The 15,046-nt window shown below is 72.6% G+C and carries 15 protein-coding genes; 10 read left to right on the top strand and 5 right to left on the bottom strand.

The window, feature by feature from the left end:
* Positions 1 to 23: 23 nt before the first annotated feature.
* Both BLR02_RS11115 and BLR02_RS11110 read right to left on the bottom strand, forming a co-directional pair.
* A complete protein-coding gene (locus BLR02_RS11115) occupies positions 24 to 998 on the bottom strand; it encodes a cyclase family protein (RefSeq protein ID WP_090663092.1) in 975 nt (324 codons plus the stop codon).
* Positions 999 to 1,077: 79 nt separating this feature from the next.
* On the bottom strand, positions 1,078 to 2,205 hold the full coding sequence (locus BLR02_RS11110; protein ID WP_090663090.1) for a patatin-like phospholipase family protein: 1,128 nt from the start codon (positions 2,203 to 2,205) through the stop codon (positions 1,078 to 1,080).
* Positions 2,206 to 2,338: 133 nt separating this feature from the next.
* On the opposite strand from BLR02_RS11110, the gene BLR02_RS11105 reads away from it, so the two are divergent.
* From BLR02_RS11105 to BLR02_RS11095, 4 genes are all read left to right on the top strand, one after another.
* The gene (locus BLR02_RS11105; RefSeq protein ID WP_090568039.1) at positions 2,339 to 2,710 is read left to right on the top strand and encodes a hypothetical protein; all 372 of its coding nucleotides are present in this window, start codon (positions 2,339 to 2,341) and stop codon (positions 2,708 to 2,710) included.
* Positions 2,711 to 2,842: 132 nt separating this feature from the next.
* Entirely contained in the window at positions 2,843 to 4,081 is a 1,239-nt protein-coding gene (locus BLR02_RS11100) for a hypothetical protein (protein WP_090663088.1), read from the top strand.
* A complete protein-coding gene (locus tag BLR02_RS29440) occupies positions 4,078 to 4,638 on the top strand; it encodes a hypothetical protein (RefSeq protein WP_176849506.1) in 561 nt (186 codons plus the stop codon). The genes BLR02_RS11100 and BLR02_RS29440 overlap by 4 nt, the downstream gene beginning before the upstream one ends.
* Positions 4,635 to 5,573 carry a peptidoglycan-binding protein gene (locus BLR02_RS11095; RefSeq protein ID WP_176849505.1) on the top strand — a complete coding sequence of 313 codons (939 nt, stop codon included), beginning with the start codon at positions 4,635 to 4,637 and terminating at the stop codon, positions 5,571 to 5,573. Before BLR02_RS29440 ends, BLR02_RS11095 begins: the two co-directional genes overlap by 4 nt.
* Here the strand turns inward: BLR02_RS11095 and BLR02_RS11090 are convergent.
* Complete coding sequence (locus BLR02_RS11090) at positions 5,556 to 6,404, bottom strand: uroporphyrinogen-III synthase (RefSeq protein WP_090663085.1); 849 nt, start codon at positions 6,402 to 6,404, stop codon at positions 5,556 to 5,558. The genes BLR02_RS11095 and BLR02_RS11090 overlap by 18 nt on opposite strands.
* Positions 6,401 to 7,204, bottom strand: coding sequence for a class II glutamine amidotransferase (locus BLR02_RS11085; protein ID WP_090568028.1), 804 nt, complete (start codon positions 7,202 to 7,204; stop codon positions 6,401 to 6,403). Before BLR02_RS11085 ends, BLR02_RS11090 begins: the two co-directional genes overlap by 4 nt.
* Positions 7,205 to 7,268: 64 nt before the next feature.
* Here BLR02_RS11085 and BLR02_RS11080 point away from each other — a divergent pair, with 64 nt between their 5' ends.
* Genes BLR02_RS11080 through BLR02_RS11065 form a run of 4 tightly spaced genes read left to right on the top strand, consistent with a single transcriptional unit; the run spans position 7,269 to position 10,310 of the window.
* On the top strand, positions 7,269 to 8,144 hold the full coding sequence (locus BLR02_RS11080) for a glycine betaine ABC transporter substrate-binding protein (protein ID WP_090568025.1): 876 nt from the start codon (positions 7,269 to 7,271) through the stop codon (positions 8,142 to 8,144).
* Positions 8,144 to 8,761 (top strand): ABC transporter permease, encoded by a 618-nt coding sequence (locus BLR02_RS11075; RefSeq protein ID WP_090663082.1) that lies wholly within the window; start codon positions 8,144 to 8,146, stop codon positions 8,759 to 8,761. Before BLR02_RS11080 ends, BLR02_RS11075 begins: the two co-directional genes overlap by 1 nt.
* Positions 8,761 to 9,387, top strand: coding sequence for an ABC transporter permease (locus tag BLR02_RS11070; RefSeq protein ID WP_090568019.1), 627 nt, complete (start codon positions 8,761 to 8,763; stop codon positions 9,385 to 9,387). Before BLR02_RS11075 ends, BLR02_RS11070 begins: the two co-directional genes overlap by 1 nt.
* On the top strand, positions 9,384 to 10,310 hold the full coding sequence (locus BLR02_RS11065; protein WP_090663080.1) for an ABC transporter ATP-binding protein: 927 nt from the start codon (positions 9,384 to 9,386) through the stop codon (positions 10,308 to 10,310). Before BLR02_RS11070 ends, BLR02_RS11065 begins: the two co-directional genes overlap by 4 nt.
* A 45-nt stretch (positions 10,311 to 10,355) precedes the next feature.
* On the opposite strand, the gene katG is transcribed toward BLR02_RS11065, so the two are convergent.
* The gene (katG, locus tag BLR02_RS11060) at positions 10,356 to 12,596 is read right to left on the bottom strand and encodes a catalase/peroxidase HPI (protein ID WP_143018103.1); all 2,241 of its coding nucleotides are present in this window, start codon (positions 12,594 to 12,596) and stop codon (positions 10,356 to 10,358) included.
* Between the two features lie 220 nt (positions 12,597 to 12,816).
* On the opposite strand from katG, the gene BLR02_RS11055 reads away from it, so the two are divergent.
* Together BLR02_RS11055 and BLR02_RS11050 are read left to right on the top strand one after the other, a co-directional pair.
* Positions 12,817 to 13,713, top strand: a complete 897-nt coding sequence (locus tag BLR02_RS11055; RefSeq protein ID WP_090568009.1) for a LysR substrate-binding domain-containing protein — start codon at positions 12,817 to 12,819, stop codon at positions 13,711 to 13,713.
* Positions 13,714 to 13,792: 79 nt separating this feature from the next.
* On the top strand, positions 13,793 to 14,974 hold the full coding sequence (locus BLR02_RS11050; RefSeq protein ID WP_090568006.1) for an acyl-CoA dehydrogenase family protein: 1,182 nt from the start codon (positions 13,793 to 13,795) through the stop codon (positions 14,972 to 14,974).
* Positions 14,975 to 15,046 lie beyond the last annotated feature (72 nt).

Raw genomic sequence — 15,046 nt, 5'->3', positions numbered from 1 at the left:
ATCGAGGGCCGCGCCGCGCCGCGTCACCGGATGGCGATCGGGTTGATGATCGCCTGCACCGCCCCCCTCAGCAGCGGCTGGCCGAGCACGAAGAGGAATTCCCGCGCCCCGTCCCGCGCCAGCGCCCGGGTGTCCATCACCTCGAGGATATGCACCCCGTTCTTCGCCAGCAGCGTCTGATGGCCCTCCCAGATGCGGTTCGGGTTCTGGAAGGGCACCGCCTCCACGCCCCAGGTATCGGCACCCACCGCGACGATGCCGAGCCCGGCGAGGAACTCCGCCGCGCCATTGTCGATGCCGGGCTCTCCCTTGCCGAACCGCGCCGGGTCTCGCTCCAGCAGCTCGACCCAACCGGTATGGATCAGCACCACATCGCCCTGCCGCACCTCGACGCCCTGGTCCCTCATCGCCGCGCGCAGGTCGTCGGCGGTGATGATCTCGCCCTCCTCCAGCATCGGCTTGTTGCGGGCGCGCGTCATGTCGACCAGCACGCCGCGCGTCACCATCGGCGGGATGCCCTCGATGCCGAGCCGCGTAACGCCCGTGGTGCGCATGAAGTCACGCGCGTGGTTGCCGTTGTAGAAGACGTTGTCGATGCCGAGATGCGCGAAGCTGTCGATCTGGCTGCCGACGCCGAGCCAGCCGGTGAACATGTCGTCGGCATAGGACATGCGGTTCTCAGACGGCACGGTCGCCCCCTCGAACTGGTCGGGCATCATCACCGTGACCGCGGCGCTGCGCGGCGGGAAGGCCGGCGTCTCGCGCCCGACCGGGACGCCGAGGCGATAGACCTGCCCACGCTGCACCAGCCGCGCCGCCTCCAGCACCTTCTGCGGGTTGAGCAGGTTCATCGCCCCGATCTGGTCCCCCGCCCCGTAGCGCGAGGGATGCCACTGGCCGGGCTGCGGCGCCGCCGCCGGCTGCGCCAGGGCGGTCAGCGGCGCCACCAGCGGGGCGAGCATCAACGCAGCCCGCGCAGCCTTGCCGAAGGGTCCCATTCTTGTGTCCTCCCATGACAACACCGGGAGGATAGCGGGAGCCCGGGGCCCGCCAGCGGTCACGCTGGTGCGAGCGGGGCTATTCGGCCTCCCGGTGCAGGTCGTGGGTCACGATCCCCGGCACTTCCGGCGGCAGCTGCAGCCAGTCGCGATGCGAGAGGGTCCGCACCGTGTCCTCATAGCCGCTCGCCCAGTGCTCGCGCATGGTCTCCGGCCCGAATTCGTAATCCTTCGACTGCCCCTCATAGGCGCGCGCCTGATAGACCAATTGCAGGATCGCCAGCCGCGGCAGCCGCGCGAGGCTCTCGCGCAGCGCCCGGTCCTCCTCGGTCAGCGCCTCCTCCGGCACCTTGGCGAGGATCTGGCGCAACCGCACCATCCATTCCCGGCGGGCGGTGAAGGCATCCGTGTTCATGCGGGTTCGCGAGGAATAGCGGATGTCCTTCTCGCGCCCCAGCACATCCTCCATGCTGCGCGGCAGGGCGCCGCGGGCGGGGAAGAGGTCGACCTGGAAGACCAGCGCATCCCGGCTGTCCATCTCGTCCTCGAGCAGATATTGCAGGGGCGTGTTGGAGACGAGGCCGCCATCCCAGTACCAGGCGCCCTCCACCTTCACCATCGGCAGGCCCGGCGGCAGCGCGCCCGAGGCCATGACATGCTCCGGCGCCAATCGCATCTCGGCGCTGTCGAAGAAGCGGAAATTGCCGGTGGTCACGTTCACCGCCCCGACGGCCAGCCGCGGATGCCCGCCCGGCTCCGCCAGCAGCTGCCAGTCCACCAGCTCCTGCAGCGTCTGCCGCAGCGGCGCCGTATCGTAGAAGGCGGTGGCCCCCGGCGCCCCGCGTGGGGCGAGCCAGGGATTCACGCTGTTCGGCGCGAAGAAGCCCGGCGTGCCGAGCGCGATGGTGGACAGCGCGCTCTGCCCGTTGCGCAGCCGTCGCAGGTCATCCCCCAAGGGGTTGAAGGGCCAGAGCCGGCGTTCCGTCACCCGTTCCCAGAAGGCGCGCAGCCGCGGCAGCCGGTCCTCCCGCCGGTTGCCGGCGATGATCGTGGCATTGATCGCGCCGATCGAGACGCCGGCCAGCCAATCCGGCTCCAGCCCCGCCTCGTGCAGCGCCTGATAGACGCCCGCCTGGTAGGAGCCGAGCGCTCCGCCGCCCTGCAGCACCAGCGCAATACGACTGAAGGGGCAAGGGATGGGGTCCATCGCATCTCTCCACAGGCTTTGGCGGTTGCTGCACCGGAACGCGCTGCACTGCAACCTCGCCCATGCGCCGGCCGCCGCCCGAACCGATCCCCGTCACCGGCGTTCCGATCCCGATAGCGGAACAGGAAGACCCATGAGCCACACCCAGGATCGCCCCGACCAGACCCGCGACGCCAATGTCGAGGCTGCCGTCGAGGATACCTTCCCCGCCAGCGACCCGGTGGGCAACACCACCTCGCAGGGCTCCCGCGCCGTCCCGCCCCAGGACATGATGCCCAAGGCCGCCTCTACCGAGGGCGCCGACCTGGTCAGCTTCTCGATGTCCTTCCCCAACCAGGCCAGTGCCAAGCTGGCGCTCGAGACCCTGGTGCGCGAGGGCCCGATCGACCGCCGCGGCGCCGAGATCACCCATGAGGGCGACAAGGCCTCGCTGCGCGTCTCCGCGCCGCGCGCCGATGCCGAGCGGCTGAAGTCGCTGCTGGAGCGCAGCCCGGAAGCCCAGTGACGGCAGGCGGCCGCACCTCTGGCATGGCCGGGATCGTCCCGGGCCATGCCGCATGGTGCCTCGTAGGAAAATAAGCTTTACATCGGATTTTGTTGCCAATACGTTCCCTCCTGCATCCAGCAGGAGGGCCCGATGCGCCACCCCCCCAACGCCATCCCCGCCATCCTCGCCGAGCCCTTCCAGGGCCTGGCGGAGGCCGCGCCGTCTCCCATCGCCGCCTGGTCCATCCTCCTCGTCATCGGCGCGCTGGTGGTCTTCGTCGCCGGCACGGCCTGGCTGCTGGCCGCCCTTGCCCGCCGCCTCCTCGCCGAGGCGCGCGCCGCCGGCGCCCCGGCCTTCACCCGCCTCACCGAATTGCCCTGCGGCGTGCCGGACGGCACCATCCGGGCGCTGATCTCCTGCTTCATCGTGATCTTCGGCTTCCTGCTGATCGGGCTGCAGCGGCCGCTCGGCCTGGCCAGCGCCGAGGCGCTGACCGGCTTTATCGGCGCCGTCATCAGCTTCTACTTCGCCACCCGCCAGAGCGAGCAGTCGCGCCAATCCGCCGCCCCGGCCGCATTGCCCGAGCCGGGCGCCGCCACCGCCCGGCAGGCCGGGGCCGTCGCCACCGGCGCGGCCCAGACCCTCGATGCCACCGCCATTGCCGGGGCCGTCACGGCCGCCGGGGCGACCCTCGCCGCCGCCCTCGGCCCTCAGGGACCGGCGACGGGCCTGATCGGCGATGCCATGGCCGCCCTCCGGGCCAGCCCCGCCCTGCTCGGCCTCGGCGGCCCCGCCGGGCTGGTCGCCGCCATCGGCCTCGGCGCCATCCAGGCCATCGGCCGGGGCACCGAGCATTTCGAGCGCTGGCGGGCCCGCATCCTCGACCGTCCCTACACCACCAACCTCTTCCCGCCCGGCCCGGTCGATGGCGCCGTCGCCCTCTCGGCGCTCGAGCTCTCACCCATCTTCGCCCGGGCCTTCCTCACCCCCGACCTGACCCCCGCCGGCCGCTTCGCCGCCGCCACCCGCCTCGCCACCCTGGCCGGAGGCGAGACCGAGGCGGCCCGCGCCGCGCTCGACACGCCCGGCCGCTTCGCCAGCCCGGACGAATTCGCGGCCGGTCTCGAGGAATTCCGTGGCCGGCTGCTGGATGGTGCGCTCGATGCGGTCGATGCCGCGCCGATCGACCTCGCCCCGGCCGGCCTCGCCGCCCCGCCCGTGCCGCAGGCGATGCTGCGCGAGGCGCTCGCCGCCCTGCGCCAGGACCCCGCCGGCCGCGACCTCGACCAGCTGGTGCTGCTGCTGACGGATCGCGCCGCCGACCCCGACCTCACCCGCGCCCAGGCCACCGGGCTGCTCCGCCAGCAGCTCGCGGCGGCCGCGCCATGAGGCCGCTGCTCGCCCTGCTGCTGCTCGCCGGCTGCGCCACGCAGCGGCTGGCGGCGGACAAGGATCTGCTGGCCCGCGGCGAGACCGCCCGCCTCGCCGCCGAGGCACCGCCCTGCGCCGGCTTGGCCCCGGAATGCCGCCAGGCGCAGGAGATCCGCGCCGAGGCCTGCCGCCGCCAGGGCGACCTGCCCTGCGCCATCGCCGCCTGGTCCGCCGCCCTCGCGCCGGACAGCCCGCGCCGCATCCCGCTCAACCTCGCCGCCGCGGCGCAGGATGCGATCAGCACGGGCGCCGGCGACCCGGCGCGGAATGCCGAAGCCGAGCTCGCCGCCGCCGAGGCCCTGCGCCGCGGCCGGCCCGCCGACCCGGAAGGCTGCGCCCATGCCGCCTCCGCCCGGCTGGCCCTGGCACTGCTCGCCGCGCCGGGCCCCGCCCGCTGCACCATCCTCGCCACCCTGCCGGCCGAGTGCCGCCATGCTGCCCCCGTCCCCGGCCGCGAGGCACAGTCCCGCCGGCTCGCCGCCGCCCTCGCCGCCCAGCACCGGAGCTGCCCATGACCCCCCGCACCCTCCGCCTCACCCAGCCGATGATGCGCGGCGAGGATGTGCTCTGGCTCCAGCGGCGCCTGCAATCGGGCGGCTGGCCGCCCTCGGTCGCCGGCCTGGTCCGCGCCGCGGACGGGCTATTCGGCCCGCGCACCGCAGCCGCGGTCGCCGCCCTGCAGCGGCTGCTCGGCCTCGCCGTGGATGGCGTTGTCGGCCCCGCCCTCTGGTCCCGCCTGCGCCCCGACCAGCCCGCCGCCACGCCCCCGCTCTCTCCCACGGCGCTGGCGGCCCTGGCACGCCCGCATGCCCGCTTCGGCGGCGGCACCCGCTGGTCGCTCGGCAGCGCGGGAATCCGGCTCGAAGCCGGCGAGACCGCCAGTGGCGCAGCCGAGGCGGCGGCGATGCGCCGCGTCCTCGCCGCCTTCGCCGCCCCCATCCAGGCCGCCGCTCGCCGCCACGCCCTGCCGGTCGAACTGATCGCCGCCTGCATCTGCACCGAATCGGGCGGCGACCCCCTGGCGGAGCGGCACGAGCCCGGCTTCCGCAGCTATGCCGCGACGCCGCACCGCGTCTCGGTCGGCTGCATGCAGACCCTGCTCTCCACCGCCTCCGCCCTGCTCGGCCGCGGCGTCACGGCGGAGGAGCTGCGCCGCCCGGACATCTCGATCGAGGCCGGCGCCGCCTGCATGGCGGAAGCCGCATCGCGGACGCTGCTCGACCCGCCCGTGGTCGCCTGCGCCTACAATGCGGGCGCCGTCCGCCACGACCCCTCGCCCGGCAATCGCTGGCGCATGCTGCAATACCCGTTCGGCACCAGCGTCCATGCCGACCGCTTCTGCGGCTTCTTCAATGCCGGGCTCGGCCTGCTCCGGCGGGAGCCGGCCCTGGCCGGCGGCGCCCCGGCCTTCGCCGCGCTGATCCCGGGCGCCTCACCGGAGCCCGGATGAGGCACCATCCCGCAGCCCGGCCAGGATGGCGTTCACCATCGGCTTCATGTGGAAATTCTCCTCCGGCATGACCGCCACCTGGCCGCCCGCCGCCCGCACCGCCTCCGCCACCACGGGGCCCACGGCGGCGATCCGCGTCCGCGCCAGCGCCTCGGCCAGCATGGCCTGCCGCCCCGCCGCCTCGGCCAGGCTCACCAGCCGCCGCACCTGCGGCGTGCTGGTGAAGACGACGAGATCGACCCGCCCCTCCGCCATCGCGCCGAGCGTCTCCAGCACCCGCCTATCCTCCGCCCGCGTCGCATAGGCGTAGGGCAGGATGGGGTCTGCCTCAGCCCCCGCCCGCGCCAGGAAGTCGAGCAGCGGCGCATTGGGATTGTCCGGATAGAGCTGCACCGCCACCCGCCGCCCGCGCAGGTCGAGCGCCTCCAGCCCGGCGATGATCCCGGCCGTCGTCGCCGGCTCCGGCGCCAGGTCGGGGCCGAGGCCGATGCTCCGCAGCCGCTGGCTCGGCTTCGGGCCGCGGCAGATGCGCCGGACGCCGGCCAGCGCGGCGCGGAACTCGGCCTCGATCCCGGCCCGCGCCGCGACGCCGAGCAGCCGGTTCAGCCCCTCCCCGGTCAGCAGGATCAGGTCGTCCGGCGGCGTGGCGATGAAGCGCCGCAGCCAGGCCTCGATTGGCACCGGGTCGGGCGCGTCGATGATGGCGACCAGCGGGCAGCGAATCGCCTCCGCCCCCTGCCGCTCCAGCATCCGCGCCAGCACCTCGAGCTCCCGCGTCTCCGGCACCACCACGCGGAGCCCGGCCATGGACTGGGTTTCTGTCTCGCTCATGCCGCCTGCTCCAGTGCCGGGGTCGGGACCCGCCGGTGCATCCAGCGCTCGCCCCTTCGAAACACCACGTATTGGCCCGGCTCCATCACCGTCCAGGCCTCGTCCCGGGTCAGGGGCCGGGTCGCCACCACCGTCACCACGTCGCGCGGCGTGGTCTCCTTGGCGAAGTCGGCGCTGAGATCCTCGTCGATCAGCGTCGCCGGGCCGAAGGGCGCCCGCCGCGTCAGCCAGGCGAGGCGCTTGCCGCAGAAGCAGTGGAGCCACCGCCCGTCGCTCAGCAGCATGTTGAAGACACCCGTCGCCGCCAGCCTGCGCGACAGCGCCTCGATCATCGAGGCCAGCCGGTGCGCGGGCGGGGAGGCGGGGAATTCCTCCCGCAGCCGGTCGAGCATCCAGCAGAAGGCATGCTCGCTGTCCGTGGTGCCGACCGGGTGGTAGTGCCGCAGCGGCCAGCGCTTCACCCCGGCGAGCTGCCCGTTATGGGCGAAGGTCCAGAGCCGCCCCCAGAGCTCCCGCTGGAAGGGGTGGGTATTCTCCAGCGCCACCCGTCCCCGGTTGGCGCGGCGGATATGCGAGAGCACGGTGCAGCTCTTGATCGGGTGGTTGCGGATGAAGCGCGCCACCTCTGAGCTCGCCGAGGGGTGCGGGTCATGGAAGGCCCGCGCCCCCTTCCCTTCATAGAAGGCGATGCCCCAGCCATCCGCATGCGGCCCGGTCTTGCCGCCCCGCTGCATCAACCCGGCGAAGCTGAAACAGATATCCGTCGGGACATTGGCGCTCATGCCGAGAAGTTCACACATCCCACCAGCCTAGACCGGGCCGCGACCGATTTGTCCAACCGTTCCGCCGGGCTAGGGTCACCGGATGCGGAGACGTCTCCTCCTCGGCGCGCTGGCCGCCCATGGCTTGCCCTTCAGTCCGGCCCGGGCGGCCCCGCTGCTGCGCGTCGGGTCGAAGAACTTCACCGAGCAGCTGGTGGTGGCGGAGCTCTTCGCCCAGGCGCTGGAGCGCGCCGGCGCCACGGTGCAGCGCCGGGTCAATCTCGGCGGCACCGCCATCGCCCAGCAGGCACTGCTGGCGGGCGAGATCGACCTCTACCCCGAATATACCGGCACCGGCCTAGGCGTCGTCCTCAGGCAGCCTCCGCAGGGCGATGCGGCCGAGGTCCTGGCCAAGGTCCGCGCCGGCTATGCCCCGCTCGGCCTCGACTGGCTCGACCCCTCCGGCATCGACAACGGCAATGCCCTGCTGGTCCTGCCGGAGACAGCGCGCCGCCACGGCCTCGCCACCCTCTCCGACCTCGCCCGCGCCGCGCCGCAGCTCACCCTCGCCGCCGGCAACGAATTCGCCGACCGGGCCGATGGCCTGCCCGGCCTCCGCCGCGTCTATGGCATGGAATTCCGCCGCTTCCGCCAATTCGCCGCCCTCGGCCTCCGCTATGCCGCGCTGAACCACGGCCAGGCCGATGTGGTGAACGCCTATGCGACGGATTGGCAGATCGCCACCTACGGCTTCACCACGCTCCGCGACGACAGGCGTCTCTGGCCGCCCTACCAGCTCGCCGCCGTGGTCCGGCAGCAGGCCTTGCGGGATTTCCCCGGCCTCGCCCCGCCCCTCCTCGCCATCGGCGCCAGGCTCGACAATGCCGTGATGCAGGAGCTGAACCGCCAGGTGGACCAGGATGGCGACGAGCCGCGCGAGGTCGCCGCCCGCTTCCTGAAGCGGCAGGGCCTCGCCTGATGCGCTGGACCAGCCGCAACCTGGATACGATCGGCGCCGCCCTGCTTACCCATGCGGAGCTGGTCGCCGCCGCGCTGGCCCTGGCGCTGCTGATCGCCCTCCCCCTCGGCCTGCTGGTCGCCCGCCGCCCCGGCCTCCGCACCGCCCTGCTCGGCTCCGCCTCGATCCTCTATTCCCTGCCGACCCTCGCGCTCTTCGCCCTGCTGGTGCCGGTGCTCGGCCTCGGCTTCGCCCCGGCGCTGCTCGCCCTCGTCACCTATGCCGTGCCCGTCCTGCTCCGCGCCCTCCTCGCGGGCCTTGCCTCGGTGCCGCCGGCCGTGGTGGACGCGGCGGAGGGCATGGGCCTCACCCACCGCCAGCGCCTGTTCCGGGTGGAGCTGCCGCTCGCCCTCCCGGCGCTGCTGGGCGGCCTCCGCGTCGCCTCCGTCACCCTGGTCTCGGCGGCGACGGTCGCGGCCTATATCAGCGCCGGCGGCCTCGGCACGCTGATCCTGAGCGGGCTCGACCAGGGCCATACCGAGAAGATCCTGGTGGGCGCCGGCCTCGTCACCCTGCTCGCCCTGCTGATCGACGGGACGCTCGGCGCCCTGCAGCGCCGCCTGCCGGCGAGCGGCTGATGGAGTGGCTGCGCGCCAACCCCGGCCTCTTCCTCGGCGCGGTCGGCGACCACCTGTTGCTGTCGCTGACCGGGCTTGCCATCGGCATCGCCCTCGCCCTGCCGCTCGGCATCGCCCTCGCCCACCGCCCGCGCCTCGCGGAGGCGTCGATCATGCTCGCCGGGGCCTTGCGCACCATCCCGAGCCTTGCCGTCCTTGCCGCCCTGCTGCCGCTGCTCGGCGTCGGCTTCACCCCCTCGGTGATCGCCCTCGCCCTGCTCGCCCTGCCGCCCGTGCTGGTGAACACCGTCATCGGCATCCGCACCGCCGACCGTGCCGCGCTGGAGGCAGCGCGTGGCCTCGGCATGACCGGCCTGCAACGTGCGCTACGCGTGGAGCTGCCGCTGGCCGCGCCGCTGATCTTCTCGGGGCTTCGGGTCGCCGCCGTGCAGGTGGTCTCGGCCGCGGCGCTCGCCACCTTCATCGGCGGCGGCGGGCTCGGCGACCTCGTCACCCAGGGCCTCGCCCTGCTCGATACCGGGCGGATGCTGGTGGGCGCCATCGCCATCGCCCTGCTCGCCCTTGCGACGGAGGCCGCGCTCGGCATGCTGGAACGCCATCTCGCCACCCGGGTCCGCGGCGCATGATCGAGATCGATGGCCTCTCGAAGCGCTGGCCCGGCGCCGACCGCGCCTCGGTCGACGGCATCTCCCTCACCGTCCCCGAAGGCACGAGCTGCGCCCTGATCGGCCCCTCCGGCTCCGGCAAGACGACGCTGCTGCGCATGGTCAACCGCCTGGTCGAGCCGAGCGCCGGCACCATCCGCATCGGCGGCGAGGATGCGCGGGCGATGGACGCCACCAGGCTCCGCCGCCGCATCGGCTATGTCATCCAGGATGTCGGCCTCTTCCCGCACTGGGACGTCGCCGCCAACATCGCCACCGTCCCCAGCCTGCTCGGCTGGGACCACGCCCGCATCAAGGCGCGGGTCGAGGAGGTCCTCACCCTGGTCGGCCTCGACCCCGGCCGCTTCGCCGCCCGCCGCCCGCATGAGCTCTCCGGCGGCGAGCGCCAGCGCGTCGGCGTCGCCCGCGCCCTGGCGGGGGACCCGCCCGTGCTGCTGATGGATGAGCCCTTCGGCGCCGTCGATCCCGTCCAGCGCGGCCGCCTGCAGGAGGAGGTGCTGCGCCTGCTCCAGCAGCTGCGCAAGACCGTCCTCCTCGTCACCCATGACGTGGCGGAGGCGGTGCGGCTCGGCGATGCCGTGGCGCTGCTGCGCGACGGGCGCCTTGTCCAGCACGCCGCCGCGGCCGAGATTCTGGCCCGCCCCGCCGATGCCTTCGCCGCCGAATTCCTCGGCGCCGACCGCATGCTGCTGCGCCTCGCCCTGTTCCCGCTCTCCGCCCTGCCCCGGCATGCGGCGCCGGCCCCCGGCCCCGCGCTGCCGGACGGCGCGACCCTGCGCGACGCCCTGGCGCGCATGCTGGAAACCGGCACCACCAGCGCCGGCCTGCCCGGCAGCGGCTCCGTCACCCTCGCCGACCTGCTGGCCTTCGCCGGCCGGGGCTGAAGCTCCTGCCGCGGCCGATCATGCGGCCGCGGCAGGAGTGGAGGATCAGCTGCGATCCAGCGCCTTCCGCACCAGGTCGAAGCGATCGAGGTTCATCACCTTCGTCCAGACCCGCAGGAAGTCCCGCAGGAAGGCCTCCTGCGAGTCGTCGCAGGCATAGGCCTCCGCCAGCGCGCGGAGCTGCGTGTTCGAGCCGAAGACCAGGTCGATGCGCGTCGCCGTCCAGCGCGGCTCCCCCGTCGCCCGGTCGCGGCCCTCATACACGCCCTTGGCGGTTTCCGACGGCGTCCAGACCGTGCCCATGTCGAGCAGGTTGACGAAGAAGTCGTTGGTCAGCGTCTCCGGCCGCTCGGTGAGGACGCCGTGCTTCGTCCGCCCATGGTTGATGCCGAGCGCCCGCAGGCCGCCCAGCAGCACCGTCATCTCGGGCGCGGTCAGCATCAGCTGCTGCGCCCGGTCGACCAGCAGCTCCTCCGGAGGGGCGCTGTAGTCCTTCTTGAGGTAGTTGCGGAAGCCATCCGCCACCGGCTCCAGCACCTCGAAGGATTCCGCATCCGTCTGCTCGGCCGAGGCATCGGTGCGGCCCGGGGTGAAGGGCGCCTCGATGCTGACTCCCGCCTTGCGTGCCGCCTCCTCCACCGCGGCGCAGCCGCCGAGGACGATCAGGTCGGCGAGCGAGACCTGCTTGCCGCCAGCCGGCTGCGCGGCATTGAACTCCTTCTGGATGGCCTCGAGCTTCGCCAGCACGCCGGCCAGGCGCTGCGGCTCGTTGGCCTCCCAGTCCCGCTGCGGCGCGAGGCGGATGCGCGCCCCGTTCGCCCCGCCGCGCCGGTCGGAGCCGCGGAAGGTCGAGGCCGAGGCCCAGGCCGTCCCCGCCAGATCCGGGATGGAGAGGCCCGAGGCCAGCAGCTTGCCCTTCAGCGCCTTGATGTCCCCGGCGTCGATCAGCTCATGGGTGACAGGCGGGATCGGGTCCTGCCAGAGCAGCACCTCCTGCGGCACGAGCGGGCCGAGATAGCGCGAGCGCGGCCCCATGTCGCGATGCGTCAGCTTGAACCAGGCCCGCGCGAAGGCATCCGCCAGCTGGTCCGGGTTCTCGTGGAAGCGCTTCGAGATCTCGGCGTATTTCGGGTCGACCTTCAGCGCGATGTCGGTCGTCGCCATCATCGGCGCATGGCGCCTCGAAGGGTCATGCGCATCCGGCACGGTCGTCCTCGCCGCCGGGTCGGTCGGCGTCCATTGCCAGGCGCCGGCCGGGCTCTTGGTCAGCTCCCACTCGTACCTGAAGAGGTTGTCGAAGTAGCCGTTGTCCCATTGGATCGGGTTGTTGGTCCAGGCGCCCTCGAGCCCGCTGGTGATGGCGTGGATGCTGTGGCCCTTGCCAAGCTTGTTCTTCCAGCCGAGGCCCATCTCCTCGACCTCGCCGCCTTCCGGCTCGCGCCCGACATGCTCCTGCGGGCTGCCCGCGCCATGGCACTTGCCGAAGGTGTGGCCGCCGGCGATGAGCGCGACGGTCTCCTCGTCGTTCATCGCCATGCGGGCGAAGGTCTCGCGGATGTCGCGTGCCGAGGCGGCCGGGTCCGGCTTGCCGTTCGGCCCCTCGGGATTGACGTAGATCAGGCCCATCTGCACCGCGGCCAGCGGCGCCTCGAGCTCGCGGTCTCCCGTGTAGCGCTTGTCGCCGAGCCAGGTGTCCTCGGCGCCCCAGTAGATGTCCTCCGGCGGCTCCCAGAGATCGACGCGCCCGCCGGCGAAGCCGAAGGGCTTCAGCCCCATGGACTCGATGGCGCAGGTGCCGGCGAAGACGATCAGGTCGGCCCAGGAGATCTTCCGGCCGTACTTCTTCTTGACCGGCCAGAGCAGCCGGACCGCCTTGTCGAGGTTGCCGTTGTCCGGCCAGCTGTTCAGCGGCGCGAAGCGCAGCGTGCCGCCGCCCGCGCCGCCGCGGCCATCCCCGGTGCGGTAGGTGCCGGCGCTGTGCCAGGCCATGCGGATGAAGAGCGGGCCGTAATGGCCATAATCCGCGGGCCACCAGTCCTGCGAGGTCCGCATCAGCGCGAAGAGGTCCCGCTTCAGCGCCTCGAGATCGAGTGTCTCGAATTCCTTCGCGTAGTCGAAGGCCTCGCCCAGCGGGTTGGCCAGGTTGGAATGCTGATGGAGGATCCTGAGATTCAGCGCATTCGGCCACCAGTCACGGTTCGACCGGCCGCCAAAGGATGTGTGCCGAGGCGCGGCGCCGTGCATCACCGGGCATTTGCCGGCTTCGGGGCTCTGATTGCCGTCCATGGTTCTCTCCTCTGCCATTCTGTTCGTTGTTGAGGGCTGCGCGCGCCGGGAGGCGCCGCAACGGCCTGCTGCAAGCCTGGATAGCCAGGGGCCCTGGTCCGTCCTTGTTGCCTCCCTCATGGCCCGAAGCGACGCTAGCCGCCTCGGTGGGATAGGGGTAAGCATAAAATATCAACCGGCGTGATAGGCGCTGGCTATCAGGACAGGCGCATCGCCCCCGATGAACCTCAAGGATTTCCGCTACCTGCTGGCGGTCGCCGAATACGGGCATTTCGGCCGCGCCGCCCAGGCCTGCGGCGTCAGCCAGCCGACGCTCTCGGTCCAGCTCCGCAAGCTCGAGGAGCAGCTCGGCCTCACGCTGTTCGAGCGCGACCGCAAGACGGTGGTCCCGACCGGCGCCTGCGCGCGCCTCATCGGCCATGTCCGCACGGCGGTCGCCGAGGTCGATGCGATCCTCGCCGCCGCGCGCGACCTCTGCGACCCGCTGGCCGGGAGCCTTCGCCTCGGCATCATCCCGACGCTCGCGCCCTATCTGCTCCCGCTGGTCTTCGCGCCGCTGCGCGAGGCGCTGCCCACGCTTCTGGTGGAGCCGTGGGAGGACCAGACGCTGACGCTGCTCGAGCGGCTGCGGTCCCATGAGCTGGACGCGGCGCTGCTGGCGACCGATGTGGACGAGCCGGAATTCGCCAGCCTGCCGCTCTTCGCCGAACCCTTCCTGGCCGCGTTGCCGCCTGAGCATCCGCTCGCCGCCCGCGAGGTGGTGGCGGAAGCCGAGCTCGCGCGGGATGTGCTGGTGCTGGCCGATGGCCACTGCCTGCGCGACCAGACCCTGGCCGCCTGCGGCCAAAGCGGCGCGCTCGGCGGCACGCTGCGCGCGGCGAGCCTCTCGACGCTGCTCAGCATGGTCGCCGCGGGCTACGGGACAACGCTGATCCCGGGCCTCGCGGCCGGCACGGCGCAGGATATGGGCATCGTCCTGCGCCCCCTGAAGGAACGCACCGGGCGGACCGTCCGCCTCGTCTGGCGGTCGAGCTTCCCGCGCCGGGCCGCGGCGGAGGCCGTCGGCAAGGTGATCGGCGACCGCCTGCGCGGCTTCGCGGAAGCGGCCAGGATCTGAGCCTCGCCGGACAGGGGGATGGGCGCCCCCGCCGCACCGGTCTAGCCTCTGGCCAAACCAGCCTCGCGGGAGAGAAACCATGGCCCTGGACACCGACGGCATCGCCATTCCGCCCCTCGCCGAGGAGCACCGCATGGTGCGCGACCTGGTCGCGCGCTTCGTCGAGCGCGACCTGATGCCGCTGGAGGCCGCCGTCCTCAAGCGCGAGTCCGAGGGCCAGCGCTACGGCCTGACGCCGGAGGAGGAAGGCCCGCTGCTCGCCAGGGCCAAGGAGCTCGGCCTCTACGGCCTCGACGTGCCGGAGGAATTCGGCGGCGCCGACCTGCCCATCTCCGCGCTGATGGCGATCGAGGAGGAGATGGGCCGCACCGTCACCCCCTTCATCTTCCCGCCCGACAGCCCGAACCTCCACATGCTGCTCGCCGTCGCCAACCCGGAGCAGCGGATGAAGTATCTCGACCCCTATGCCCGCGGCGAGATGCGCTCCTCCATCGCCATCTCCGAGCCCGGCGCCGGCGGCGACCCGGCGGGGATGACCACCCGCGCGGTGAAGGATGGCGAGGACTGGGTCATCAACGGCCGCAAGATCTGGGTCAGCGGCGTGCCGCGTGCGGATTTCATCATCCTCATGGCCCGCACCGGCGAGGGCAAGCGCCAGGAGGGCGTCACCGCCTTCATCGTCGAGCGCGGCACCCCCGGCTTCATCATCGAGCGCGAGATCCCGATGATCGGCGGCCGGCGGACCTACGAGCTGGTATTCGAGGATTGCCGCGTCCATGAGCGGCAGATCCTCGGCCAGCTCGGCGCCGGCTACGCGCCGATGCAGCTCCGCCTCAATGTGCGCCGCCTGCAGATGGGCGCCCGCTGCACCGGCATGGCCCGCCGCGCGCTGGACATGCTCTGCGAGCAGGCGCGGAACCGCAGCACCTTCGGCGTCCGCCTGGCCGACCGCCAGGCCATCCAGTGGTGGGTCGCCGAGGCCGCGACCAAGATCCACACCACCCGCCTCATGGTCCGCGACGCCGCCGCCAAGATGTCCGCCGGCCAGGATGTCCGCACCGAGGCCTCGATGCTGAAGGTCTACGCCACCGAGATGGCGCAGGAGGTGCTGGACAACGCCATGCAGACCTTCGGCGCCATGGGCATGACGAAGGAGCTGCCGCTGCAGCTCATGGCCAACCAGGTCCGCGTCCAGCGCATCTATGAAGGACCGAGCGAGGTCCACCGCATGGCCATCGCTCGCCGCATGCTGAAAGGCTGACGAATTCGGGCGACAGGCGGATGAAATTGCCGCCATGCAGCATCCACCGGCCGGCCCTGGGCGAAAGGTCGG

The sequence above is a fragment of the Belnapia rosea genome (assembly GCF_900101615.1).
GTDB lineage: Bacteria > Pseudomonadota > Alphaproteobacteria > Acetobacterales > Acetobacteraceae > Belnapia > Belnapia rosea.
The sequence above is the reverse complement of the archived record's forward strand: the minus strand, read 5'-3'. Positions and strand labels throughout refer to the sequence as shown.